This is a genomic window from Scytonema millei VB511283, assembly GCF_000817735.3.
Classification (GTDB): domain Bacteria; phylum Cyanobacteriota; class Cyanobacteriia; order Cyanobacteriales; family Chroococcidiopsidaceae; genus Chroococcidiopsis; species Chroococcidiopsis millei_B.
Window position 1 is genome coordinate 1 of record NZ_JTJC03000010.1, and the last position, 25,897, is coordinate 25,897.

Sequence of the window (25,897 nt, forward strand, 5' to 3'; positions counted from 1 at the left end):
TCTAGGTTCGGTCGCCTTGCAGGACTGCTTTTTAGCTCGTCTCTCTTCCGGCGCTTTATTAATCTAACTAATCCCTCTCGCTCTTGTCAACTACTTGAGCAAAAAAAATTTCGGCATTTTCTGAATCCACCACTCTGCAAGGGGTTGAAGAATTATTGCGCGTTACTGCTTGACTCCCTGAGTAGTCCCTGCCCAACCGTGGGAGATTTGCGGTCGCGCTACAGTGCTAGGAAACATGGACTGGAAAGCAGAATCGCGATCGCCCAAACTTTCGTAGAAGAAGAAAGATACTCCCGCAAATCCTCGATTACGGACTGCTTGAACCTGCTGTTCAATCCGCTTCATAGGAGTAGGACGCTTTTTCAAACCTGCCAATATACCAATACTGACAGGAATACGGCTACTGACTGCTTTGATTTCTGGATGCTCTATTTCTTTAAGAAAAGTTTTCAAGTCGTCTCGATAGACTTGTAAGACAACTTCCTCTACCAAACCCTTTTTTTCCCAAGTACGCCAATCTTGTAGAGACGTGTTGTAAGCGTATTCGTGAGCATTTGGCGCTAGAGTCACGAGACAATCAGGTCTGCGAGTTTTGACCGCTTGATAAATTTGGGTCATTAACTGCGTAATTTTATTAGCACGCCAGCGCATCCACTGCGGATGACGAGGATTGGCAGGCGGCTTCTTACCGCCATTTTCCCGCTGGTAGAGTCGGGTAGTAAATGTGTCATAGCCCAAGTCAATAGGCAAACTGAAGTGATCGTCGATTTGGATACCGTCTATGTCGTACTTCAAGACAATCTCGGCAACTAAGTTGACGATAAATCGTTGCACCATTGGATGAAAGGGATTAAGCCAAACTTGGTTATATTTATTTCCTTTAGAAATTTGGCGGGAGTTGCGGCGATAGGTGATCCAGTCTGGATGACGGCGGATGAGATCGGAATTGGCGGGTGCTTTTAACCCAAATTCAAACCAGGGAATAACGCTCAGTCCTTGCTGGTGACTCTGTTGGACGATTTCGGCTAAAACATCTCTTCCTTTCAACTTCGGATTGGGATCGAGCGATCTCCCAATTGTACGTTCTGCTACAGAGCTGGGATAGAGAGTATAGCCGCGATTCCAAACGGTAGGATAAACTGTGTTGAAGTTTAATTTTGCCAATCGTTGTAAAGCTTTGCTCAAGCGATCGCGGGAAAACAGAACATCGCTGTCAATATTGGTCAACCACACTCCCCGCACTTCAGTTTCTACAGGGTGAGGCTGAGATGCTACTTGTAGCGGTAGGTGTAGTAGCAAGACGATCGCCATACATAGACTGAATAAAGCCATAAACCAAGCTCGACGCTTACCCTTCACCAGTAATCCGTCCTTTTGAGAATTTGTTGGCAGTGGATTCGATCGTCGCACATCTCATCTGTTAGCGGGAAATTATCAAATTTCATATAGACTCGCAACCGATTGTAAAGAGTTAAGTTAACGAGTTTATCGTAAGGGCGCACAGCCGTACACCTCTACCACTCCTTCTATGCTATGTGTCATAATCCAGCCTGGAGGTTATGTCTGAGGAAATGGCTGATGCCATATGAATTAGAAAAACAGGTGGCGATCGCATCTGTTATCCAGGCAGCAAAACTTTGTGTGCAGATTCAGCAAGATCGCCTTGCTGCTGCTATAGAAAAGCCAGATTTCAGTCCGGTGACAATTGCAGATTTAGGCGCTCAGGCAATTATATGTCAAGCGATCGCGGCAGCTTTTCCTCAAGATGTAGTTGTGGGAGAAGAAGATGCAAAGTTGCTGCGACAACCACAAATGTCTGAGCAACTGGAACAAATAACAGCTTACGTGAGGATACATGTATCAGAAGCATCTGCCGATCGCGTATTGGATTGGATCGATCGCGGTAACGGTAAAGTTGGCGATCGCTTTTGGACTTTAGATCCGATTGATGGTACGAAAGGATTTTTACGCGGCGACCGATACGCGATCGCCCTAGCTTTAATTGAGAATGGAGAAGTCAAGCTAGGGGTGATGGGTTGTCCGACATTACCACTAGATCTGAACCAGCCACAAGGTGAACGGGGAGTTTTGTTTGTGGCTGTCAAGGGACAAGGAGCAACTCAAATCGCTTTAAAAACTGGTGCAACTCAGCCAATTTTGGGGGCGAGAACCGCCAACAAAAGCAATTTTCGTTCGACGGAGAGTGTAGAGTCAAGACATGGTAATTTGCCCCTACAACGAGCGATCGCGCAAGCAGTTGGCATGACTGCCGAGCCACTCTCGATCGATAGCATGGCAAAATATGCTGTAGTTGCCAGGGGTGAAGCTGCTCTTTATTTACGACTACCTTGGGCAGAATATCCCGATTACCGCGAAAATATTTGGGATCATGCCGCAGGAGCAATCGTTTTAGAAGAGGCTGGCGGTCGTGTTTCAGATATGTACGGTAAGCCTTTGGAGTTTGCGACCAATGCTAAGATGCTAAACAATCGGGGCATTATTGCTAGCAGTAGCGATATCTATGATGCCGTGTTGGCTGCACTGCAAGAAAAAGTCTAAGTCGATTTAAAGCTTGTGAGTATTAAGTTAACGGTCGAACATTTGCGGCTGATTTGTACCCATGCAGAAAGTACCTATCCACATGAGTGCTGTGGCTTATTATTGGGTAAGTTGAGTCAGAATGACAAAATTTTAGTCGAGGCGATCGCCACGGAAAATGTTTGGAATCCAACAGCTGCCGCAGATTTTCAAGCGATCGATCCAAATCTGAATTTAGGCACGGAGAAAAATACTTACTACACGATCGCGCCAGAAGTGATGTTGAAAGTGCAAAAAGAGGCACGCGATCGCCAACTTGATATTATTGGGATTTATCATTCCCACCCCAACCATCCCGCCATCCCCTCGGAATTCGATCGCCTCTGTGGGTGGCAGACCTATTCGTATATCATTGTTTCAGTTCTCCAAGGCAAGGCTGGAGACGTATTGAGTTGGAGCCTTGACGATAACCATCAGTTCCAACCAGAAGAGATTGTCGTAGAAAGATTGATTTAGCGATCGCAAATTTAAGCACCAAAATTTAAGAATTGTATCGCGATCGTATCGAGTGTTTTTCCATTTAAGATACGATGTAGGGTCTGTCTGTATTCAAGATAGATTCCATCTCCCCATCACCCCCTCATGATGGTAATTAACCGGAGACGATGTTAATCCGCTCCTTTCCATCAAACTGTTATGCTCAATCCCAATTTGGATGAAATCCAACTCTCACAAGAAGAATACGAACGTTTTTCCCGCCATTTGATTTTGCCAGAAGTCGGACTGGAAGGACAAAAGCGTTTGAAAGCCGCCAGCGTACTGTGTATCGGTACGGGAGGTTTAGGCGCGCCCCTGTTGTTATACTTAGCAGCAGCCGGAATCGGACGCATCGGAATTGTCGATTTTGATATCGTCGATCGCTCCAATTTACAACGTCAGGTGATTCACGGTACGTCTTGGGTTGGTAAACCGAAGATTGAATCTGCCAAAGAGCGAATTCTAGAGATTAACCCTCATTGTCAGGTTGACCTTTATGAAACACGCTTGAGTTCGGAAAATGCGCTGGAAATCCTCAAACCATACGATATCGTCGCTGATGGAACTGACAACTTTCCTACGCGGTATTTGGTAAACGATGCTTGCGTGTTGTTAGATAAGCCCAACGTTTACGGTTCCATTTTCCGATTTGAAGGACAAGCGACTGTATTTAACTATAAGGGTGGTCCCAACTACCGCGATTTATATCCCGAACCCCCACCGCCAGGGATGGTTCCTTCCTGCGCTGAAGGTGGGGTACTGGGAGTGCTGTGTGGCATCATTGGTACAATTCAGGCAACGGAAACTGTCAAAATCATTTTGGGTAAAGGAACGAGTTTGAGCGGGCGTTTGTTACTATACAATGCCCTCGATATGAAGTTCCGCGAGTTGAAGTTGCGTCCCAATCCCGTGCGTCCGGTAATTGAAAAGTTGGTAGATTACGAACAATTCTGTGGGATTCCCCAAGCGAAAGCAGAGGAGGCAAAACAGCAGATGGATATTCAAGAAATGACGGTACAGGAGTTGAAGCAGTTACTCGATAGTGGCGCTGATGATTTCGTGCTGCTAGACGTGCGTAACCCGCACGAGTATGAAATTGCGAAGATTCCTGGTTCGGTATTAGTGCCTTTGCCAGATATTGAGAATGGCGAAGGTGTGGAAAAGGTAAAAGAAATACTCAACGGTCATCGCTTAATTGCTCATTGTAAAGCAGGACTGCGATCGGCTAAGGCTTTAGGTATTTTGAAGCAAGCTGGGATTGAAGGGACGAATGTGAAGGGTGGAATTACTGCCTGGAGTCAGGAAATCGATCCTTCCGTGCCTCAGTATTAGATCCCCCCTGTCCCCTTAAAAAGGGGGGCGTAAGGCGGACATTCCTTAAATATTAGGTGAAAAACAATGTAGTAGGGGCGCACAGCCGTGCGCCCCTACAAATTTGGGTACAAAAAATGTAGAGACATTTACGTGCCATATCTCTACATGAAGAACTACCTATGTTTGGTTAGACTGTCGCTGAAACGGGTTGATTTAGTGCTTGTTTTAAGATGTCTGCTTTGTCGGTTTTTTCCCAAGGCAAGTCTAAGTCGTTGCGTCCCAAATGACCGTAGGCAGCAACATCTTGATAGAAGCGACCACCTCTTTCCGCTGGTAGGTTACGCAAATTAAAGGCGTGGATAATGCCAGCTGGACGGAGTTCAAAATTTTGTTGGACTAACTCCAGCAAAAGGTCTTCGTCAATTTTGCCCGTGCCGAATGTTTCTACTAAAATGCTAACGGGTCGCGCTACACCGATCGCATAACTTAGTTGTACTTCGCACTTGTCAGCTAGCCCAGCAGCTACAATATTTTTTGCCACGTAGCGGCACGCATAAGCTGCACTGCGGTCTACTTTAGTGGGGTCTTTACCGGAAAAAGCACCGCCACCATGCCGTGAGTACCCACCATAGGTATCGACGATAATTTTACGTCCAGTTAAGCCGGAATCGCCTTGAGGACCGCCAATGACAAACTTGCCCGTAGGGTTGACTAGAAAGCGAGTTTGTGCGTCTGGTTTGACCTCAATATCGGCAAAAACTGGTTCTACAACCGCAGACCAAAGATCTTCTTTAATCTTGGCTTGCACTGCTTTTTCATCGGTGATGTCACCAATCGTTGGTGCGTGCTGAGTCGAGATTAATATTGTATCAATTCCTACAGGTCGTCCGTCTTCATAGGCAATGGTGACTTGAGTTTTGCCATCAGGACGCAAGTACGCCAATTGACCAGTTTTCCGTACTGCGGCTAGACGGCGAGAAATGCGGTGGGCAAGACTGATAGGTAGAGGCATCAGTTCGGGGGTTTCGTTACAAGCGAAACCAAACATGATCCCTTGGTCGCCCGCACCAGTAGAATCAAATAATTCTTCGCTCGACTGTTCGCGGGTTTCTTGAGCTGTATTTACCCCTTGAGCAATATCAGCCGACTGTTCGTCTAGGGCAACTAGTACGGAACAGCTATTAGAACAGAAGCCGTTAACAGCATCCGTATAGCCAATTTCAGCGATTTTTTGTCTGGCTAAGTTAACATAGTTAACTTGAGCTTTGCTAGTAATTTCACCAGTAATTAATACTAGTCCAGTGTTAACGACTACTTCTGCTGCGACTCGGCTGCTGGGGTCTTGTGCCAATAATGCATCTAAGATAGTATCAGAAATTTGATCGCAGATTTTATCGGGATGACCTTCGGTAACTGATTCTGAGGAAAATAGGTAGCGACGAGACAAAGGCAGTTCCTCCTTGGAGTTGCTGAATATTGAGTAAGTTTGCTTTGAGTGTAGCTATGTCAGTCGGCGATCGCCGCCGTTTTACCACTATTTACAATTAGTTATTGTGTGGACGCTATCCCCTCAGCGATTAAAAGCTAGATAGACGGTGTGTATTTTAGCCTATCTTAAACAAGTCGGTTTGTAAAAATTCTAGTAGGAAATTTGCCATCTTAACGCAACAGGTGTATTAAGTCTGTGTAAAGTTCGATCGTTTCACAGCTAACCTAAAATGCGCTTAAGTAAGGGTAATTTTCCGCGATAGGGAGGATAGCGTAAATTAATCTCGATCGCCAGAGAACGGTGCAGTACGCTCTTGTAGTGCGAAAATGTGTCAAAACTAGCTTTGCCATGATATTTTCCCATGCCACTACTACCCACTCCACCAAAGGGTAACGTGGGAACGACGAATTGCAATACGGTGTCGTTGACGCAGGCGCTACCAGAGGAAGTTTCTGCTAGAACGCGCTTTTGCAGGTTTCTGTCACGGGAAAAGAGGTATAAAGCCAACGGTTTCGGTCTTTGATTAACAATCGCGATCGCCTCAGATATATCTTGGTACGTCACGACTGGTAAAATGGGACCAAAAATTTCTGACTGCATTGCTGGTACGTCTAGGGAGGCTAACTCAATGACAGTGGGTGCAATGTAGCGTGACTCGGCATCGGTTTCTCCTCCAAAAACTATCTTGCCATCCGCTAGCAAGGCAGCCAAGCGGTCGAATTGTTTGCGATCGATAATTCTGCCATAATCGGGGCTATTTGCGGGTTGCGTGCCGTAAAATTCTGCGATGCATTTTTGAATTTTCTCGATGAATTGTTGTTTAATTGCTTCAGGGACTAAAAGATAGTCGGGGGCAATACAACTTTGTCCAGCATTGATAAATTTTCCCCAAGTAATTCGCTTGGCAGCATACTCAAGATGAATATCGGCATCAACAATACAAGGACTTTTACCACCTAGTTCTAAAGTCACTGGAGTTAAATACTTTGCTGCCGCTTCCATCACAATTCTACCTACGTTTGTCCCACCTGTAAAAAAGATATGGTCAAATTTTTCTGCTAATAGTTTTTGACTCGTTTCGGCTCCACCTTCCACAACTGAAATATAGGCAGGATCGAAATAGTTCTGTAACATTTTAGCTAAGACCTCAGTGGCGTGAGTCGCGATTTCTGATGGTTTAACAATCGCACAGTTACCCGCTGCGATCGCACCTACAAGTGGAGTAATAGCTAACTGCAATGGATAATTCCACGGACTAATAATTAAAACAATTCCTAGCGGTTCTGGATAGATTCTGCCAGCACCAGGTTGTTGCTCTATAGGAACGGCAGCTTTATGAGGTTTTATCCACTTTTTTAGATATTTGACGGCGTAGTCGATCTCTTTCTTGACTACGGTAATTTCTGTTAAGTATATTTCAACACCTGGTTTATGGAGATCTGCTTGTAATGCCTCGTTAATAGCGATTTCGTACTCAGCTATTGCCTGTTTGAGGGTTTTAAGCTGGGCAAGCCGAAAGTCTATCGATTTCGTTTTACCAGTTTGAAAAAATTCTCTTTGTTGGCGTAGCAGCTCGGAGTAATTCATAGTTTTCAATTATTTCACTACACTTTGATAGTGAAGTGCTTGCAGTAGCGCCTACGATCTTGATACAATTTACTTCACAATGGAAATATTATAATTTTTTTTAATTTAAGTTATATTCTGATTATTAAACAGAAATACTCTACTACAAGTAGCTTTTTAAAGCAAGTCGCAACAGCGATCGCCTCTCATAAAATCAATTGCAGAAAAGTCTAGTTCAAGGCGAGCGATCGCCCTTACAAATGACAAATGACGAATGACAAATAACAAGCGAATCTACTTCATCATAGGTAAGCAAACGCTAAAAGTACTACCTTTTCCAAGTTCGGAATCAACTTGTAGCGTACCTTGATGGGCTTCGACAATGCGGCGTGATAAATACAGCCCTAAGCCACTACCAGAACGCCTATGGCTACCTTGACGAAATCGTTGAAACAAAGTCTGTCTATCTTCAAAGGAAATACCAGAACCCGTATCGATCACGTCTACTTGTAAATCCGAGTCAGGATTGGTAGACATGCGAACGGTAACAGAGCCTTTATCGGTAAATTTGAGTGCATTGCCCACCAGATTAGTGAAGAGACGATGCAATTCCAAGCGATCGCCGGAAACTTTCACAGATGGAATGGGTTGCTGTTGTTGTAACTGGAGCGATACACCTTTATCTTGCGCTAGAGGAGATAGTTCTTTTACGATATCTTCTAGCAAATTTTGCAAGTCTACTGGAAAAAATGCCAAGGTCTTGCGCCCAGCCTCAAAACGATAGACTTCCAACAGCGTATTGACCATTTGCAGCAGATTTTGATTGCTGCGGATCATCGTTGCGATCGCTTCATGGATCGGCGGCGATAGTTCTCCTAATGCCCCTTGCGCCAGAAGTACGAGCATTCGATCGGCGGCAACCAGGGGAGTGCGAAGGTCGTGCGTTAAACGAGAGACAAAATCTTCTCTTTGACGGGCAATTTCATCCCGTTCGTCTACGCTGTGCTTCAACCGCAACAGCGATCGCACTCTTGCCAAAAGTTCTTCGACTTCGACAGGCTTGCGGATAAAATCGTCTGCGCCCGTGTCTAACCCTTTAGCAACACTAGGTTGGTCGTAAGCAGTAATCAGTAAAATTGGAATGAAAGGTAGTTTGGCATTTTGCCGGAGGCGCTGAGTCACCTCAAACCCATCCATTCCTGGCATCATGACATCAAGCAGAACGAGATGAGGCGGTGATTTTTCAACTTCTGCTAGTGCAGTGGGACCGTCTTCTGCCGTAGTAATGGTGTATCCTTCTTCCTCCAAAATCGTTTGAATTAGGAACACATTATCGGGAGAGTCGTCAACCACGAGGATTCGATCGGCTTTGGAGGATGGGATAGTCATGAAATCCGCACGCTGCTCAATAAATTAAGATTTTATATTTTCTAAATATCTATTCGTTGGTATCATTCTTCCTTGTCGTTACAAAATTAACCTCTTACCCAAGAGAGAATGTTTCTCCAACTACAGACCGTTACATTTTTCGGCAATGTTCGATCGCGGTAGCAAATTCATCTGCCGATCGAGCAATTGATGCAAATAGTTAGCTTCGGCAGATAGATAACAATCTGAAATAGTTAACATCAGCGATCGCGATGAAAGAGTTTAAAACAAAAAATATCTTTGTGCCATTGGTAGAATTGTAGCTGGTTCGCAAGTGAGAAGGTCTCCATCTGCCCTAACTTCATAGGTTTCAGGATCGACTTCGATGCGAGGTAGGGCATCGTTTAATTTTAAATCCTGCTTGCCGATTTGACGGGTTTGTGAGACAGCAACAGCAGGTTTTTGTAAACCTAACTGAGAAGGAATTTCTCGTTCTAAGGCAAGTTGAGAAACAAAAGTCAAGGATGTTGTCGCGATCGCACCACCGTAACTCGCGAACATGGGACGCATGTGAACTGGTTGGGGAGTGGGAATACTAGCGTTAGCATCACCCATTTGCGACCAAGCAATTAATCCGCCTTTCAACACAATTTCCGGCTTCACGCCAAAAAATGCCGGTCGCCAGAGACACAAATCGGCAAGTTTCCCCACTTCCACAGAACCGACATAATTAGCAATACCGTGGGTAATGGCAGGGTTGATCGTGTACTTGGCAACGTACCTTTTAGCGCGGAAATTGTCATTTTCTATAGATCCCCCATCGGGAGAAGATAAATGCCCCCTTTGCACTTTCATTTTATGTGCCGTCTGCCAAGTACGGATAATCACTTCCCCTACTCTTCCCATCGCTTGAGAGTCGGAGGAAATCATGCTGAACGCCCCTAAGTCGTGCAAAATATCTTCCGCGGCGATCGTTTCGCGACGAATGCGCGACTCGGCAAAGGCGACATCTTCGGCAATACTTGGATCGAGGTGATGGCACACCATCAACATGTCTAAGTGTTCGTCCAGGGTATTGAGAGTGTATGGGCGCGTAGGATTGGTAGAAGATGGTAAAACATTGACTTCACCACAGACTTTAATAATATCTGGGGCGTGACCGCCGCCAGCCCCTTCTGTATGGTATGTATGAATTGCCCGTCCTTTAAAAGCACCGATGGTAGTTTCAACAAACCCAGCTTCGTTAAGGGTATCGGTGTGAATCGCGACTTGGACATCATGTCGATCGGCGACATCCAAACAAGTATCGATCGCGGCGGGAGTCGTTCCCCAATCTTCGTGCAATTTCAAACCCATTGCCCCAGCTGCAATCTGTTCGACTAAGGCTTGGGGTTGACTGCTGTTACCCTTACCGAGAAATCCCAAATTGACGGGAAAAGCATCGGCAGCTTGCAACATCCGGTAAATGTTCCAGGGTCCAGGAGTGCAAGTCGTGGCATTCGTACCTGTAGCGGGTCCCGTACCCCCACCAATCATTGTTGTCACACCAGAGGCGATCGCTGTTTCAATTTGCTGGGGACAGATAAAGTGAATGTGACTGTCAATTCCCCCAGCCGTGACGATCGCGCCTTCTCCCGCCAAGACTTCCGTACCAGGACCGATGATAATATCTACGTTGTCTTGAATGTAGGGATTGCCAGCTTTGCCAATTTTGTAAATCTTGCCGTCTTTAATCCCGATATCAGCTTTGACAATCCCCCACCAATCGAGGATCAAGGCGTTGGTAATAACTAAATCGACAGCACCATCAGCATTAGCAATGGGAGATTGTCCCATCCCATCGCGGATGACTTTACCACCGCCAAACTTGACTTCATCGCCGTAGGTGGTAAAGTCTCGTTCGACTTCAATAAATAATTCTGTATCGGCGAGGCGGATGCGATCGCCTGTTGTAGGACCGAAGGTTTCGGCGTAGGCGCGGCGATCCATGCGATAGCTCATAGATATTCCTTGTCAGAGTCTATAGGAGATTGAACCATACAGATACAGAAAATATCGAGAAAAAATTTATATAGGTTTCACAAACTCTACGAAAACTATCCCTCCAGCGCCCCATTGACGCTACCGTTGAAGCCATAGACTTGTCGAGTTCCAGCTAAGGGGATAATGGTAACTTCCCGTTCGTCTCCTGGTTCAAACCGGACAGCCGTACCTGCGGGGATATCTAAACGCATCCCTTTTGCCCGTTCTCGATCGAATTCTAAGGCAGGATTGACTTCAAAAAAATGATAGTGAGAACCAACTTGGATCGGGCGATCGCCTGTATTTGCTACTCGTAAAACAGTTGTAGGACGACCTGCATTTAATTCGATTTCCCCCGACTGGACGATCGTTTCACCTGGAATCATTGCCTATTCCTCGTCTTGCTATTTACTGATGAAATAAAGATATTGTAGCGATCGCTGACATCGAGCGCGTTCGCACGCCAAACTATAATCTGTTTAGTGTCAACTATTTCTAGCCACCCAATTTTATTCACAAAATGTTAATTAGTGCAAACTTGTTTGAAGCTAATTATGAACTTACTCCAAAAAATTGCCTACAGCAATTTTTTGGAGTGTTATTTAGAATACACTTATTTAAGCAAAAGCGAGTATGATCGCTATTTCTGGCTATGAGATTGTTAACAAAATTTACGAAAGCGATCGCTCGGTGGTTTACCGAGCGTGGCGAATCCGCGATCGTCAACCAATTATTTTGAAAATTTTAAAAGCAGAGCAACCTAGCTTAGAAGAACTGATTCGGTACAAGCAAGAATATGAGATTACTCATTCTTTAAATTTATCTGGAGTCGTAAAAGCTTACAGTTTAGAAAATTTTCATAACACTGTATTAATTACTTTAGAAGATTTTGGCGGTGAGTCTTTAGAAATTCTCAGCCAAGTTAAAAAGCTTAGTCTCAAAGATTTTCTCGAAATTGCGATTCTCATAGTAGAGAGTTTGAGCAAAATTCATGCAGCAAATATAATTCATAAGGATATTAGTCCAGCTAATATAGTTTTTAATTCCGCTACCAAGCAGCTCAAAATTATTGACTTTGGAATTTCTACTCTTGTATCTAAAGAAAATCCTAATTTCGGTCATCCCAGTATTTTAGAAGGAACTCTGAGTTACATCTCTCCAGAACAAACTGGTAGAATGAACCGCAATGTTGATTATCGAACAGATTTTTATTCTTTAGGAGCAACTTTCTATCAATTACTCACCCACCAACTACCATTTGATACTGACGATCCTTTAGAACTCATTCATTGTCACCTTGCTAAGCAGCCAATTCCGCCCCACCAAATCGATCCTAGTATCCCTCTAACTCTTTCACAAATAGTAATAAAACTATTGGCAAAAACCGCTGAAGAACGCTATCAAAGTGCATGGGGAATCAGCGCCGACTTAAAAAAATGTTGGCAGCAATTAGAGAACGATCGTACTATTACTGAATTTGAATTAGGCAAAGAAGATATTTCTGACAAATTACAAATTCCTCAAAAACTTTATGGTAGAGAACGAGAGATAGAGATTCTATTAGCGGCTTTTGAGAGAATTGGTGAAGAAGGACAAGGAAGACAAGGAGGACAAGGGGAACAAAGGAGAAATATACCAACTACCAACCACGAATTCAAACCTGAATTAGTCTTAGTCCGTGGATATGCTGGCATTGGTAAATCATCTCTCGTACAGGAAGCTTTTAAATTAGTTACTCAAAGAAGAGGATATTTTGTTCAAGGAAAATACGAGCAATATCAACGACATATTCCTTATTTTGGCTTAATTAAAGCACTACAAGAATTAGTTCGTCAACTCTTATTAGAAGACTCAGATCGATTAGCAAAGTGGCGCGATCGCATTCTCGCTGCTTGCGGAGAGAATATCGGAGTTCTGATTGATGTTGTTCCCGATTTATCATTACTTTTAGGTCAGCATTCAGCAAGCGCAATTTTAAATCCAACAGCAGCAGAACATCGGTTTAAATTAGTATTTCAAAAATTGATTCAAGTATTTGCCCAGGCAGAACATCCACTCATAATTTTTTTAGACGATCTTCAGTGGGTAGATAGTGCTTCTTTACAACTAATTCGGGTTTTAGTCACGGAAAGAAACAAGTATTTATTTTTAATTGGGGCATATCGAGACAATGAAGTGAATGCCTTTCATCCTCTCAGTTTAAGTTTAGAGGAGTTAACTAAACTTGGAGTTGCAATTCATTATATCTCTTTAATACCTCTGAATATATCTCACATTAATCAGCTACTTTCTGAAACTCTCAAGTGCGATCGCGACGTGACAGAACCTTTAGCAAAACTGATTTTAGAGACAACTCACGGTAATCCATTTTTTATTAATGAGTTTATAGCTTATTTGGCAGCAGAGAACTTATTAAAGTTTGAACGAGCGAGACAAATTTGGTACTGGGATTCAACAGAAATTCAACTAGCTCAAGTAACTCATAATAATCTTACCGAGCTTCTTGTTAAGAAAATTCAAAAGCTCGATGACAATACACAGCAAATTTTAAAACTAGCAGCATGTATTGGTAGTTCGTTTGAGTTATCTACTTTAGTTGGCTGTATGACAAAACCTACTGAAGTCATAGTGGCACTACTACAACCAGCGATCGCTGCTAGTTTAATTATCCCTATTGACAACGATCGCACGGGAATTGAGTTAGGTATTTCTCTAAGACGAATATTAACAGTGAGATATAAATTCGCTCACGATCGCATTCAACAAGCCGCCTACTCATCGCTCCCAGAAGGTACAAAACAAACTTTGCATCAAATAATTGGTCGAACCCTACTACAAAATACTCCATTAGATAAGCAAGAAGAAAAAATTTTTGATATTGTCAATCATCTAAATTTCAGCAGCTCTCTATTACAGAATCAAACGGAAAAAGATGAATTAGCAGCATTAAACTTAACTGCTGCCAAGAAAGCTAAAGAATCTATCGCTTATGAGTCAGCACTGAGTTATGCAAGTTTGGGTATTAAACTTATCGAAGAAAACAGCTGGCGACGACACTACGAGCTTTCACTTGCCTTATTTTTAGAAGCAGCGGAAGCAGCATATTTGTGTGGCAAATTTACTTCAACAGAAAATTATACAGATATCGTACTACAACAAGCAAAAAATTTATTAGATAAAGTTAAAGTCTATGAAATTAAAATTCTCGCTCATGTTGCTCAAGGAAAACCACTTGCAGCCGTCAACATAGCAATATACGCCTTGCGGCTTTTAGGAGTTAATCTACCTCACAAAGTGAGTAAGTTTAAGATTTCACTAGCGGCGATCGCCACCAAATTTATCTTATGTAATAAACACTTTGAGGCACTAGTTAACCTACCAGCTATGAGCAATCCCCACACATTAGCTGCCATGAAAATTATGGGGATAGCAGGTTCGCCTACATATAATGCTGCGCCACAATTCGCTCCCTTATTAGCATTTGCTGGAGTCAATCTATCGCTAAAATATGGCAATACAGCAATGTCTGCTTATGGTTATGCCAGTTATGGAGTGATGTTATGTGGCGTGTTGGGAAATATTGATACTGGCTATCAATTTGGTAAACTTGCTTTAGACCTATTAGAAAAGTTTCAGGCAAAGGAATTAAAAGCTAGAACTTTCCTGGTGTTTAATAATTTTATTCGACACTGGAAGGAACATGTTAGAGAAGGGTTACCGTCCCTTTTAGAAGCTTATCAAAGTGGATTAGATACGGGTGACATTGAATTTGCTGCCTATTGCGGGTTTATTTATTGCTATCATTCCTATTTTGTCGGTAAGGAATTGACAGCACTCGCACAAGAAATGGAAACGTATTTGCAAGCAAGCGATCGCCTGAAACAAGAGACAGCCTTGCATTTACTACAACTCTACAGACAATCTGTTGCAAACTTGTTAGGAACAACAGAAAATTCGTGTTTTTTTAGTGGTGAGTACTATGATGAAAAAAAAATATTGCCATTACTATTAGCAGTGAATCATAAAACTGCTTTATTTCACTTCTATTGTCAGAAACTTGCACTCAATTATCTATTCGAGGCATACGATCGCGCTGCGGAAAATGCATTGCAAGCCAAAAAATATATTGATGGTGTCATTGCTTCTCTATCTTTACCTGTCTTTAATTTTTATCATTCTTTAACTTTAATATCAACTTATAACTCTGCTTCAGCTTGGCAAAAAAAACAGATTTCAAGTCTTGTCAAGACGAATCAAAGGCAAATGCAAAAATGGGCTGATTCTGCACCTATGAATTATTTGCATAAATATTATTTAGTTGAAGCCGAGAAAAATCGAGTTCTTGGCAATTCTGTTCGAGCAATAGATGACTACGATCGTGCCATTTCTTTAGCTAAAAAATATGCATATTTACAAGAAGAAGCATTAGCAAACGAACTAGCAGCCAAATTTTATTTAGAATTAGGCAAAAATACGATTGCTCGCATTCATCTTTTAAATGCTAGATCCTGTTATTTAGTCTGGGGTGCGACAGCTAAAGTAAAGGCTTTAGATACTAAATATGCTCAATTACTTTTTACTTTGACAAATCAGTCTCATAAATTAACTGCGAGTCATAGCACTAAAATTCATACATCCGATCGCTTGCTCGATTTAAATACATTCATTAAAGCCGCGCAAATCATTTCTGGCGAAATTGTTTTTCAAGATTTAATTCATAAAATCATGCAAACTGCGATCGAGAATGCAGGCGCAGAGTTAGGTTGTTTATTATTAGTTCGAGATCGACAGCTAGTCATAGAAGCAGCTATATCTATCATGTCAGCCGAGCAGACGATCTCTTTTCCGATACCAGTGACAAACGATATACTACCAATTTCTTTAATTAACTATGTAGCCGAGCATAAACTTGATGTGGTTCTGCAAAACACTATTGATAGCTACAATTTTGCCCGCGATCCTTACGTTCAATTACACAAACCTAAATCGGTATTGTGCGCCCCAATTTTGAATCAAAATCAACTCATAGGCATTTTCTATTTAGAAAATAATCTTGTCATAGGCGCATTTACGAGCGATCGATTAGAAACTTTGCGGCTGCTGTGTTCTCAAGCTGCAATTTCCTTAAAAAATGCCCAACTGTACCAAGACTTAAAGCGATCGGAAATGAAAGAGCGAGAAAAAGCGAGTCAATTAGAAAAATCATTACAAGAACTGCAAATCGCTCAAAATAACCTCGTACAAGTACAAGAACAACTACTGCATGATGCCTTTCACGATCCCCTCACCGATTTACCCAATCGTGCTTGGTTGATCGAGCGTTTAGAACAAGCAATCAAAATGCACAAACGCTATCCAGATTATCTCTATGCTTTACTATTTATCGACCTAGACCGCTTTAAAGTTGTGAATGATAGTTTGGGGCATTTGGTAGGAGATGAGTTGATTAAAAGTGTTGCTAGCAGGTTAAAACTGACTTTACGTGCCTCAGATACAGTAGCGCGACTCGGAGGCGATGAATTTGTAATTCTACTAGAAAACATTCACGATCTTGAAGAAGCGACTGTGGTAGCAGACAGAATTCAAGCACGCTTAAAACAACCATATCGGCTGCTGGAATATGAAGTTGTTACCAGCGCGAGTATTGGCATCACGTTCAGCACGATGAATTACGAACGAGCCAGCGATGTTCTCAGAGATGCGGATGCAGCCATGTATCATGCTAAAGAGCAACATAAAGGACGATATCAAATCTTTGCCCCCGCAATGCAAGCCCGAGCGATCGCCCGTTTGCAATTGGAAAGCGATTTACGACGGGCGATCGCTCAACAAGAACTCTCCCTGCATTATCAACCGATCGTTCAACTATCTAGCGGCTGTCTGACTGGATTTGAAGCTTTGATCCGCTGGTCTCATCCCCAGCAAGGTTGGATCGCACCAACAGAATTCATTCCAGTTGCAGAAGAAACTGGATTAATCGATTCTTTGGGTTGGTGGGTATTGCATCAAGCTTGTCTACAATTACAAACTTGGCGCGAACGATTTCCTAAATATCATAGCCTTGCAGTCAACGTTAATTTGTCAGTGCAACAACTCAAACAAGCAGATGCAGCCGAACGGATCGAGCAAATTTTACAAACAACTCAACTACCAGGAGAATGTTTGAAACTCGAAATTACCGAAAGCTGCTTGTTAGAAACAGTAGACTTAGCGCCACAGTTATTAGAACGTCTCCAAGCTTTAGGAGTTCAACTGTGTATCGATGATTTTGGTACGGGTTATTCTTCTCTCAGTCGCTTGCACGATTTACCCATCGATACGCTGAAAATCGATCGCTCTTTTGTCAACCATCTCGGATCTAGCCGCCACACCGCAATTGTACAAACAATCGTTACGCTAGCACGCAGCTTGGGCATAGATGCAGTAGCAGAAGGCATAGAAACTCAATTGCAGTTGGAAAAACTCCAGCAATTGGGCTGCAATTTAGGACAAGGATATTTATTTTCTCAACCTGTAGACAGTCAGAAGGCGGAAGAATGGTTGACAGTTGACAGTTAACAGTTGTCAGTTGTCAGTTATCAGGGTGTGGGGTGTGGGAAGTGTGGGGTGTAGTGGAGCTAACTGGTCGCTGGTCGCTGGTCACTGGTCACTGATAACTGCTCCCTGCTCCCTAATAACTGACTAACTATCAAATTGTGTTTCGCAAAAACATTGGAGAATTTCAATACAGTTAGCGATCGCGCCTAAATGAGCAATCTCATATCCGTGAGTATTTTGCGTGGGAAATGCCAAACACGCAGCACGCGCAACGTGTCCGAATTTCATGGCGATCGAAGCGTCGCTACCAAACCCGCTGAGGGTTGCTAACTGCAAGGGAATATTTCTTGCTTCTGCTGCATGACGCAGTTGTTGGTTTAATCCCTCATCGTAAATTCCATAACCATCTTGAGACAAAATTACGGGCGCTTCCCCAGACTGAATCGGATACTCTGAGGAAAGGGGACAGATTTCTAAGGCGATTAATCCATCCAAGCGTTGCTGCTGCGTGAAATATAGCGCCCCAATTGCTCCCACTTCTTCTTTTGCCGAAGCTACCAAATAGATATCTACTGCTGGTTGTTGAATTCTCTCAGCTAAAGCTAGCAAGATCGCGACGGAAGCTTTGTTATCTAAAGTGTAGCTGGCAATATGGTCTTTTAATCGGATCGGGCGCTTGCGATGCTTGCCAATCGCCATCCGCGTACCCGCACGAACTCCCGCAGCTGCGAGTTCTTCAGGAGTAAGCATAGTTTCAATCCAGGCATCTTCCCATCTGACAGGCGTATCTTCTTGTTGCACTTTTTGGGGTGACTCGTGGGAAACGTGGCGGGAACCAAAGCTGAGAACGCCGCTAATCGTTTCGTTGTCTCCCAGTAAATCTACAACTCCTTCGCCATATACCCAAGGGAAAGCACCACCTAGTTTTCTGACTTCTACGCACCCATCATCGCCTACATGCTTGACAATTGCGCCAATTTCATCTTTATGAGCAGTAATCGCGATCGCGCCTTGAGCATCTCGCCCAGGAATTTTGGCAATAATATTATCGGCACGATCCAGCCACACTTCTACCCCCAAGGCAGAGAAGCGATCGAGCAGAAATTGATTAATCTCTGCCTCGACTCCACTGGGAGAGTGATGCATGACTAATTCTTCGATAGTGGTAAATAGGCGATCGTAGTTAGACACGAAGGATGAATGAGAATGAGGTGTAGAGATGTTGTCTGCAATGTCTCTACAGTAACAAGAGGTGAGCGATCGACTCCATCGATCTTCGATAATTGTTCCTCATCTCTTCTTGTATAGCGATACCGTAGTCCCTGCCGCAGTCCCAAGGGTAGCCAACACAAATGCATTTAATCCAGCAGTTGATGATTCAGAAGTTGATTTAGCAGTAGATCTAGATTTGAGGCTAGATAAAGCTAATTCTCCTACTAACGCATGGACTCCAGTTGTGGGGTGCAAATTGTCCCAGAAGAGATATTCGTTAGGATTGCTGCATACGCTTGTTTGAGTCAAGCAAGTATCGGTAACGTTGGTCAGTCCAAACTCAGATGGATTGGCGATCGCGCGTCTGAATAAAGAATTCACGTCCACTGAGACAATATTAGTATTGGTTCTCTTATTCAAGACTTGCAAAGTTGCTGCTAAGCCAGTGTTATGAAATTGAGTCAAAGCATTCAGGTTGTTAGCAATTTCTTCATTATTCCTAGTAGCGGGGATGCGTCCCAAATCCGGTAGATTTACCACTAAAATATGTCTTGCTCCACGCTCTGCAAGAGTACTGACTGCTGATGTAATGTTGTTAACTGGTACGAACGGATCGGTGACTCCGCCTCCTAAATAGTCATTTGCTCCCACCCAAATCACGTAAAGCGCTCTACGATCGGCTTTAGTGTTCTTAGCTTTAAAATTCTCTAGCTGCTGCTGCAATCCTGGTAAAGGAGGCGTGTTGGGAGGTAGTGGGGCAGTAGTATTATTCTTGCCAGTCGTGGCTCCACCAAAAGCATAATTCGTGCGGCGATCGCTACTCAAACCTAAACTGTCTGCCAGATAATCGATCCATACTGGACCGTTAGAGAAACGTCCTTCAAAGTACGGTGGACTCGGAGGAATGGGCGGACTCGGAGGAATGTCTGTAGCTTGAAATGTATTACCCGTATCGGAAAGGCTATCGCCAAACACGACGATCTGACTGAAAGGAGTTTTTGCTTGCGCCTGTAACGGCACAATACACGAACCGATCGCCAGTCCTGTAGCAAAAATTTTGATTCTAACGTTCTTTTTTTTTGCCATCTAGTTTTACCAGGGAGTAGAGAGCAGGGAGCAGGGAGCAGTTATCAGTGACCAGTGACCAGCGATCGATTAATTCCGAATTCTCTCCACTACACCCCACACCCTGATAACTGAGAACTGATAACTTTGTACAGACGTTACATGTAACGTCTCTACACTGACAACTGACAACTGACAACTGACAACTGACAAAAAATTCTACCATTAGTTAGAATCATCTCCCCTGCCAGACATACAACCATCCTTGGTATACTACAATGTATTACAAAGGGAATAGCATGATTTTTTCGAGCTATTTGCCAACAACAGCCCTAAGTCAGTGCAACAATTCATGACTAGCATTGCCAGATCGTCGCAAACTGAAGTTGTAGCGCTCGCAGCCTACGACTTGTGGAAATCCTATCGCGATCGCCCAGTCGTGCAGGGAGTCAACTTCACGCTCAATCCAGGGGAGATTTTAGGCTTGCTCGGTCCCAACGGTGCGGGAAAAACGACAATTGTGAGAATGCTTTATGGCTCTGTCAGACCCGATCGCGGCTTCGTCCAGTTAGGGCAAAATAAAATTCAGTTGCAGGGACGAGCAGCTAGAGCAAAAATGGGAATTGTCACCCAAGAAGACAATCTCGACCCTGACTTTACAGTTTGGGAAAACTTAACATATTTCGCTCACCACTATCGAATTACTGGAGCGGCAGCACGTCAACGTGCCGGAGAATTGCTGGCTCTGGTAGGATTAGAAGACCGTGGCAGTTCCTTAGTTGACGAACTTTCAGGCGGGATGAAACGGCGGTTGGTACTAGCACGCGCGTTAATTAACCACCCTCAAGTTGTATTTCTCGACGAGCCGACAACAGGACTTGACCCAAATGCACGCCAAGATTTTTGGCGTTTGGTACTGCAATTGAAACAAAACGGTTGCGGAGTGCTGTTGACAACTCATTATATGGATGAAGCGCAACGACTGTGCGATCGCTTGTTGTTACTCCAGCAGGGCAAAATTCTCGATCGCGGTACGCCCGCAGAATTAATCGAACGTACAGTAGGTTTAGAAGTGGTGGAAATTATCGGGGTTCCTGAACCTACGATTCAACAGCTCGCCCAACAAGCAGGTACTTGGTATCACCCATTTGGCAATAGCTATTTACTTGGGCTACCAGCAAATCCCCAATTTTGGCAGCAACTTCAAACTATAACTCCAACTCCGCCCATTCGTCGTCCCACTAATCTCGAAGATGTTTTCTTACGACTGACAGGAACAGCACTGGCATGAAACGGATTTCAGTCACAGCTTGGGGTATATATTCTGTCTGGCATCGTCATGCCAAGGTGTATCAAAAAACTTGGTTAGTTAACAGTTTGCCACCATTATCCGAACCTTTGATCTATTTAATTGCATTCGGCTACGGTTTGACCCCTCTGATTGGCGATGTAACTTATCAAGGGCAAACCGTTAGCTACTTGCAATTTATTGCCCCCGGCATGATTGCAGTAGGGATACTCTTCCAATCTTTTTTTGAAGGTGCTTTCGGTAGTTTTATCCGCCTGAGTTATCAAAAAACATGGCAAGCACTCCTCACCGCTCCCTTAAGTTTTACGGAAGTCTTCTTAGGCGATTGGTTGTGGGCAACGACGAAAGGCTCAATGGCAGGAATATTGACTGGTCTAGTTGCAATGAGTTTAGGGCTGTACTCGGGTTGGCATTTGCTGGGATCTCTGCCTCTCATTATCTTGGGTAGTATGCTATTTGGTGCGTTAGGGCTGTTTACTGCGGGTACGGTGCGGACTGTGGATCAAATTAACGTGCCAATCTTTTTATTCGTCGTTCCCATGTTTACTCTGTGCGGCACTTATTTCCCGCGCGATACCCTGCCACCACTGCTGGGTTATGTTGCTAGTATCCTACCCTTATCAGCACTAGTTGACCTGCTACGTTGGTCGCTAGGCTTACCTCAATTCTGGTATTTGCAGGTTGTATGGTTACTATTGTGGTTGAGCGTTTTTACTGTATTGGCTTGGCGACAGATTTATCCGCAGTTAGTTCAATAGTTGAACTGAACCATCTCAAAATACCTCTAGCGATCGCACCAGATTGCATTGATAAAATCGGGATGACTGGATTCGAACCAGCGGCCCCTTCGTCCCGAACGAAGTGCGCTACCAAGCTGCGCTACATCCCGCGATCGTTTTGAGTCATCTGATGACTCAACATCAAAGCATTGTAACATACCTGTCTACCTGCTGAAATTTCGCTTTTGGGTCAGACAGGGGATGAGGTACATAGATCTGTAGGGGCGCTTTCTCTGTGCGCCCCTACGCATGTATTACACCTGCATGGAAAACGCTATATAGCGAGCCTAAATGATTTGTGAATCTGGGATATTGCTGGTTGACGGTTGACGGTTAACGGTTAACTGTCAACTGTTAACCGTCAACCACCACAACCACCACAACGAGCGGTTCATGACTCAAATAGAATCGCTATCGAATTTCAATTTTTCGGTAAAGTTTGAAATTTTATATATCAAGCAGCACATGGATCGGCTAAAATAAGTAAAAGTTTTCACAGAGAGAACGGCTTACTGTTTGCGCGATGAAATAGCAAGAGTGGCTCTCAGGAAAACTTGATTATACATATCTTTCTACGCGAGAAACCGAGAAGAAATCGCCTGAGCTTTTTTGGCTCAGGCAACTTATAACCTGGTCCACTTCTTCAGACTACTTCACGCTCATTTAGATCGATAACAGTAAATTTCCCTAAAACCAATAGAGGAGTTACCAATAAAATCAGTATAAATATGGTAGCTATCTAATTCGCAAAGCTTTTCCTAGCTTTTCAATGACAAACGATCCGGATTCATGCAGATTTTGTGCAGCAAAAAATAGGGATATGGCATAACTAAATCCCTATACGCATGTTAGGCAGTGATAGATCGAACTGTGATGCTAGCTCAATCGAGGCTAAAAAAAGATTCAATCTGCGCTCTGAATAATTTGTTACTTTGGCTCGTTAAATGATAGTCGCTCGCCAAACTCTTCATTGTAGCCTTCTTCACCGTGTTCGCTAATATCCATACCTTGAAGTTCTGCTTCTGGTTTGAGTCGCAGTCCTACGGTCACATCCAAAATTTTCATTAAGATAAAAGTTCCAATTGCCGCGATCGCGTAAGCAATTAAAACTGCAACAATTTGAACGATAAACTGGTTGAAATTTCCCCGCAACAAACCATCTTTACCAGCTGAATTAACTTCCGTAGTAGCGAAGATACCCGTGAGAATTGCGCCCACTGTTCCGCCCACACCATGCACGGGAAAAGTATCGAGGGAATCGTCAAACTGCAACTTTGCTTTAAAAGTGACGGCATAGAAGCAGACTAAAGCGGTGATACTACCAATCAGAATTGCTGCTAAAGGCGTAACAAATCCCGCAGCAGGCGTAATACCTACTAAACCAGCTACAGCACCAGTAGCCGCACCAACAGCGGTAGGTTTGCCTCGCAACACCTTTTCTAGAATCAACCAAGTGAGCGCTCCCGCTGCCGCACTTGTATTTGTCGCCACAAATGCCACTGTCGCCAAGCCACCGGAAGCTAGCGCACTGCCAGCATTAAACCCAAACCAACCAAACCAGAGTAAACCCGCACCGAGCAAAATGAATGGGACGTTGTGGGGAGGAGCAATTCGGTCGGGATAGCTTTTGCGCGATCCCAAAACATAAGCTGCAACGACGGCGGAGACTCCAGAACTGATATGCACGACCGTACCACCAGCAAAGTCGAGCGCACCCATCCCACCATATAAACCCAGCAAACCGCCCTTTGCCCAGACCATGTGAGCGAGTGGGGTATAAATTAGGGTTGACCATAGCAGTACGAACAGAGCGTAAGCCGTGAAACTCATCCGCTCCACGATCGCCCCAGAAATCAGTGCGGGAGTGATAATGGCAAACATGGCTTGATAAATCATGAATGCCTGATGGGGAATCGTTGGGGCATAGGACAGCACTTCTGCGGGGTTTGTCCCTTTGAGGTAGTCGGTGGTTTCTAACCCGACACCATTTAACCCAAACCACTGCAACCCACCAATAAAAGGTAGTCCAGGGGCAAAAGACAGGCTGTAACCCCAAAGTATCCAAGTCACGCCAACGATCGCCATTAGCAAGAAGCTCATCATCAGCGTATTTAGGATGTTACGCGATCGCACGAATCCACCATAGAAAAAGGCTAGTCCTGGTGTCATCAACAAGACTAAAGCAGCCGACATCAGCATAAATGCCGTATCTGCTGCGGTTTGCGCGTTGGCGATCGCTGCATTTACGTCGCTCGGTGCAGCAATTGCCTGCCCCGCGAGGGAGAAGATTAACCCAAAGACAATCGCGATCGCGATCGAAACTTTTTGCAACACTGTTTTTTCCTTAGACTTCCAACAGTTGTAGAACAATTCCACCTATGATGCGTGGATACCATTCCATCAATATCCCAGCCATGATTCTGTGTTTAGAAATACATTTTACCTGCTGTCATCCCCCTTGCGATAGAGCAATAAAAAATCTGCTATGAGTTTCAATTCAGTTGAAACTGACAGCAGATTATTTTTACTCAACTAGCAACGAACTAGAAAAAGCTCAGTCAAAAAGTTTAGTAAGGATTGCTGGATACATCGCCAGTCCGCTTACCCATATTAGTAGTACTACTATCAGCAAACCCAGTCACATCAGTTTCTTTGAGGAAACCACTGTATGCCTCCATACCGTGTTCGCCGATATCCAAGCCTTCAAATTCCTCTTCGGGAGTCACGCGAATTCCCAAAGTTGCCTTCAGCGCCAGCCAGAAGATAGTAGATAACAGGACGGTTATACCGCCAACAGTAATGACACCAATGAACTGCGCCCATAGTTGCGAGAAACCACCACCGAGCAGCAATCCTCTCGCAGGTCCCAATCCATCTTCATACAAGTTCAGCGCTCCACCTGGACCTTCAGCAAATAAACCCACACACAGAGTCCCGAATATGCCACAGACAAGGTGAACGGAGGTTGCACCTACAGGGTCATCAATTTTGATTTTGTCGAAGAAGGTAACGGAGAAGACAACAATAATACCAGCAATCAAACCGATGACCGCCGACCAAGGCACGCTCACGAAAGCACAAGGAGCAGTAATTGCCACTAGACCCGCCAGAATTCCATTGATAATCATGGACAAGTCAGGTTTACCCAAGTAAAGCCAAGCAACGATAGTGGCAGCAATACCACCCATAGACCCAGCTAGGTTAGTCGTGACTGCAATATGAGCAATACTAGGGTTAACTGCCATCGTAGAACCAGGGTTGAAACCGAACCAGCCCAACCACAGAATTAAACAGCCTAGAGTAGCAATACTCATGTTATGCCCAGGCATGGCGACTGAAGAACCATTTTGGTATTTCCCGATTCTCGGTCCTAAGAACGCCGCACCCATCAAAGCTGCCCAACCACCTACAGAGTGGACTACAGTGGAACCTGCAAAATCCCAGAATCCAGCTTTTGCCAACCAACCGCCACCCCAAATCCAATGACCTGTAATTGGGTACGCAATTCCGACTAACAATACGCTAAAGATTAAGAAGTCTACAAACTTGATCCGTTCCGCTACTGCACCCGAAACAATCGTAGCAGCAGTACCAGCAAATACAAGTTGGAATAAGAACTTGGCAAGTAATGGTACTCCTGCCCAGTTGAGCGCACCAAACACGCCTTTGTACGCATCTGCGGTTGCCGGACTGTTATCTGCTCCCGCCAAGAACCAGCCAGTCGTACCAACGAAGGGATTGCCATCGCCGAACATTAAACCAAATCCGATCGCCCAAAACGCCACGGTAGAAAGGGCAAATACGATCAGGTTTTTCGACAAGACGTTAACAGCGTTTTTCTGACGGCAAAAGCCAGTTTCTAACATACAGAAACCAGCATTCATGAAAAACACTAAAAAGGCAGCAATACACACCCAAAGAGTATCTATTCCTACCTTGAGATTTTGTAATTCCTCCGCTACTTTATCTTGACTTGCAGGTGCGGCATCTTGGGCAACTGCGGCATAACCCCACGCCAGCACAATAACTACTGTTAGGGGAATGCAAGCCTGCCAAGAAGGAGACAATCGCTTCACCGCTAACTTCAGGTGCGCGAATAGAGATGTATGCTGAGATAAACGCTTCATTCCAGCAGCAGGTAGCCGCTTTCTATTTATTCTG

The 25,897-nt window shown here is 44.1% G+C and carries 16 protein-coding genes and 1 tRNA gene; 6 read left to right on the forward strand and 11 right to left on the reverse strand.

Going from position 1 to position 25,897, the window contains the following annotated elements:
- Positions 1-162 precede the first annotated feature (162 nt).
- Complete coding sequence (locus QH73_RS23860; RefSeq protein WP_201278323.1) at positions 163-1,332, reverse strand: glycoside hydrolase family 10-like protein; 1,170 nt, start codon at positions 1,330-1,332, stop codon at positions 163-165.
- Positions 1,333-1,578: 246 nt separating this feature from the next.
- Here QH73_RS23860 and QH73_RS23865 point away from each other — a divergent pair, with 246 nt between their 5' ends.
- From QH73_RS23865 to moeB, 3 genes are all read left to right on the forward strand, one after another.
- Positions 1,579-2,559 carry a 3'(2'),5'-bisphosphate nucleotidase gene (locus tag QH73_RS23865; RefSeq protein ID WP_039713093.1) on the forward strand — a complete coding sequence of 327 codons (981 nt, stop codon included), beginning with the start codon at positions 1,579-1,581 and terminating at the stop codon, positions 2,557-2,559.
- 15 nt (positions 2,560-2,574) lie between these two features.
- Positions 2,575-3,054 (forward strand): M67 family metallopeptidase, encoded by a 480-nt coding sequence (locus tag QH73_RS23870; RefSeq protein ID WP_039713092.1) that lies wholly within the window; start codon positions 2,575-2,577, stop codon positions 3,052-3,054.
- A gap of 180 nt (positions 3,055-3,234) precedes the next feature.
- On the forward strand, positions 3,235-4,407 hold the full coding sequence (gene moeB / locus QH73_RS23875) for a molybdopterin-synthase adenylyltransferase MoeB (protein ID WP_039713091.1): 1,173 nt from the start codon (positions 3,235-3,237) through the stop codon (positions 4,405-4,407).
- A gap of 169 nt (positions 4,408-4,576) precedes the next feature.
- On the opposite strand, the gene metK is transcribed toward moeB, so the two are convergent.
- From metK to QH73_RS23900, 5 genes are all read right to left on the reverse strand, one after another.
- Complete coding sequence (gene metK / locus QH73_RS23880; protein WP_039713090.1) at positions 4,577-5,836, reverse strand: methionine adenosyltransferase; 1,260 nt, start codon at positions 5,834-5,836, stop codon at positions 4,577-4,579.
- 261 nt (positions 5,837-6,097) lie between these two features.
- On the reverse strand, positions 6,098-7,465 hold the full coding sequence (locus QH73_RS23885) for an aldehyde dehydrogenase (RefSeq protein WP_039713089.1): 1,368 nt from the start codon (positions 7,463-7,465) through the stop codon (positions 6,098-6,100).
- 273 nt (positions 7,466-7,738) lie between these two features.
- Positions 7,739-8,833, reverse strand: a complete 1,095-nt coding sequence (locus QH73_RS23890) for an ATP-binding response regulator (protein WP_039713088.1) — start codon at positions 8,831-8,833, stop codon at positions 7,739-7,741.
- A gap of 261 nt (positions 8,834-9,094) precedes the next feature.
- Positions 9,095-10,813 (reverse strand): urease subunit alpha, encoded by a 1,719-nt coding sequence (ureC, locus tag QH73_RS23895; protein WP_201278324.1) that lies wholly within the window; start codon positions 10,811-10,813, stop codon positions 9,095-9,097.
- Positions 10,814-10,908: 95 nt separating this feature from the next.
- On the reverse strand, positions 10,909-11,220 hold the full coding sequence (locus tag QH73_RS23900) for an urease subunit beta (protein ID WP_039713087.1): 312 nt from the start codon (positions 11,218-11,220) through the stop codon (positions 10,909-10,911).
- Positions 11,221-11,467: 247 nt separating this feature from the next.
- Here QH73_RS23900 and QH73_RS23905 point away from each other — a divergent pair, with 247 nt between their 5' ends.
- On the forward strand, positions 11,468-17,392 hold the full coding sequence (locus QH73_RS23905; RefSeq protein ID WP_052289708.1) for an EAL domain-containing protein: 5,925 nt from the start codon (positions 11,468-11,470) through the stop codon (positions 17,390-17,392).
- A 123-nt stretch (positions 17,393-17,515) separates the two neighbouring features.
- On the opposite strand, the gene QH73_RS23910 is transcribed toward QH73_RS23905, so the two are convergent.
- The gene (locus QH73_RS23910) at positions 17,516-18,562 is read right to left on the reverse strand and encodes a M42 family metallopeptidase (protein WP_039713086.1); all 1,047 of its coding nucleotides are present in this window, start codon (positions 18,560-18,562) and stop codon (positions 17,516-17,518) included.
- A 99-nt stretch (positions 18,563-18,661) separates the two neighbouring features.
- Positions 18,662-19,669, reverse strand: coding sequence for an SGNH/GDSL hydrolase family protein (locus QH73_RS23915; RefSeq protein WP_052289707.1), 1,008 nt, complete (start codon positions 19,667-19,669; stop codon positions 18,662-18,664).
- A 331-nt stretch (positions 19,670-20,000) separates the two neighbouring features.
- Between QH73_RS23915 and QH73_RS23920 the strand changes: the two genes are divergently transcribed.
- Positions 20,001-20,939 carry an ABC transporter ATP-binding protein gene (locus QH73_RS23920; RefSeq protein ID WP_039713085.1) on the forward strand — a complete coding sequence of 313 codons (939 nt, stop codon included), beginning with the start codon at positions 20,001-20,003 and terminating at the stop codon, positions 20,937-20,939.
- Complete coding sequence (locus QH73_RS23925; RefSeq protein WP_039713084.1) at positions 20,936-21,715, forward strand: ABC transporter permease; 780 nt, start codon at positions 20,936-20,938, stop codon at positions 21,713-21,715. Before QH73_RS23920 ends, QH73_RS23925 begins: the two co-directional genes overlap by 4 nt.
- Before the next feature lie 57 nt (positions 21,716-21,772).
- On the opposite strand, the gene QH73_RS23930 is transcribed toward QH73_RS23925, so the two are convergent.
- The 3 genes from QH73_RS23930 to QH73_RS23940 all read right to left on the reverse strand — a co-directional run bounded on the left by QH73_RS23930 (position 21,773) and on the right by QH73_RS23940 (position 25,863).
- Positions 21,773-21,846 (reverse strand) — tRNA-Pro (locus tag QH73_RS23930).
- Between the two features lie 817 nt (positions 21,847-22,663).
- The gene (locus tag QH73_RS23935; protein ID WP_039713083.1) at positions 22,664-24,070 is read right to left on the reverse strand and encodes an ammonium transporter; all 1,407 of its coding nucleotides are present in this window, start codon (positions 24,068-24,070) and stop codon (positions 22,664-22,666) included.
- 233 nt (positions 24,071-24,303) lie between these two features.
- Positions 24,304-25,863, reverse strand: coding sequence for an ammonium transporter (locus tag QH73_RS23940; RefSeq protein ID WP_286194179.1), 1,560 nt, complete (start codon positions 25,861-25,863; stop codon positions 24,304-24,306).
- Between the last annotated feature and the right edge of the window lie 34 nt (positions 25,864-25,897).

Coding starts and splice junctions, on each gene's coding strand:
- QH73_RS23860 (WP_201278323.1), bottom strand. CDS start 1,332: ATGGCTTTATTCAGTCTATGTATGGCGATCGTCTTGCTACTACACCTA.
- QH73_RS23865 (WP_039713093.1), top strand. CDS start 1,579: ATGCCATATGAATTAGAAAAACAGGTGGCGATCGCATCTGTTATCCAG.
- moeB (WP_039713091.1), top strand. CDS start 3,235: ATGCTCAATCCCAATTTGGATGAAATCCAACTCTCACAAGAAGAATAC.
- QH73_RS23885 (WP_039713089.1), bottom strand. CDS start 7,465: ATGAATTACTCCGAGCTGCTACGCCAACAAAGAGAATTTTTTCAAACT.
- QH73_RS23890 (WP_039713088.1), bottom strand. CDS start 8,833: ATGACTATCCCATCCTCCAAAGCCGATCGAATCCTCGTGGTTGACGAC.
- ureC (WP_201278324.1), bottom strand. CDS start 10,813: ATGAGCTATCGCATGGATCGCCGCGCCTACGCCGAAACCTTCGGTCCT.
- QH73_RS23900 (WP_039713087.1), bottom strand. CDS start 11,220: ATGATTCCAGGTGAAACGATCGTCCAGTCGGGGGAAATCGAATTAAAT.
- QH73_RS23905 (WP_052289708.1), top strand. CDS start 11,468: ATGATCGCTATTTCTGGCTATGAGATTGTTAACAAAATTTACGAAAGC.
- QH73_RS23915 (WP_052289707.1), bottom strand. CDS start 19,669: ATGGCAAAAAAAAAGAACGTTAGAATCAAAATTTTTGCTACAGGACTG.
- QH73_RS23920 (WP_039713085.1), top strand. CDS start 20,001: ATGACTAGCATTGCCAGATCGTCGCAAACTGAAGTTGTAGCGCTCGCA.
- QH73_RS23925 (WP_039713084.1), top strand. CDS start 20,936: ATGAAACGGATTTCAGTCACAGCTTGGGGTATATATTCTGTCTGGCAT.
- QH73_RS23940 (WP_286194179.1), bottom strand. CDS start 25,863: ATGAAGCGTTTATCTCAGCATACATCTCTATTCGCGCACCTGAAGTTA.